The organism is Blautia sp. MCC269 (assembly GCF_018785655.1).
Lineage (GTDB): Bacteria > Bacillota > Clostridia > Lachnospirales > Lachnospiraceae > Blautia_A.
This window is the reverse complement of record NZ_WQQE01000118.1, coordinates 1-262: the sequence shown is the minus strand read 5'-3', so window position 1 is coordinate 262 and position 262 is coordinate 1. Positions and strand designations below refer to the sequence as shown.

The 262-nt window shown below is 40.1% G+C and carries 1 pseudogene; it reads left to right on the top strand.

Annotated features, from left to right (window positions below):
• Positions 1 to 50: 50 nt before the first annotated feature.
• A pseudogene (locus GPK88_RS18530) lies at positions 51 to 262 on the top strand (hypothetical protein); the annotation flags it as partial.

The window sequence follows — 262 nt, the reverse complement described above, 5'->3', positions numbered from 1 at the left end:
TATGAAGCAATGACCGTAAGGAAAATCCAGAGAAACGGAGGGATGCTTGTATGAGAAAAGAACGGAAAATCATCAATACAAATATCCGTTTGAATCTTTGTGATGAACAGGACAGGCAGGCATGGGAATATTTGCAGACGATGGACAGGGAAAAATATAAATCGTACACCAGAGCAGTTGTAGTTGCTTTAAACGATTATTTTTCCAGAGAGTACAGGAATGAAGCAGATCCGTATCTGGAAACCAGAGAAAAGGAAGATGC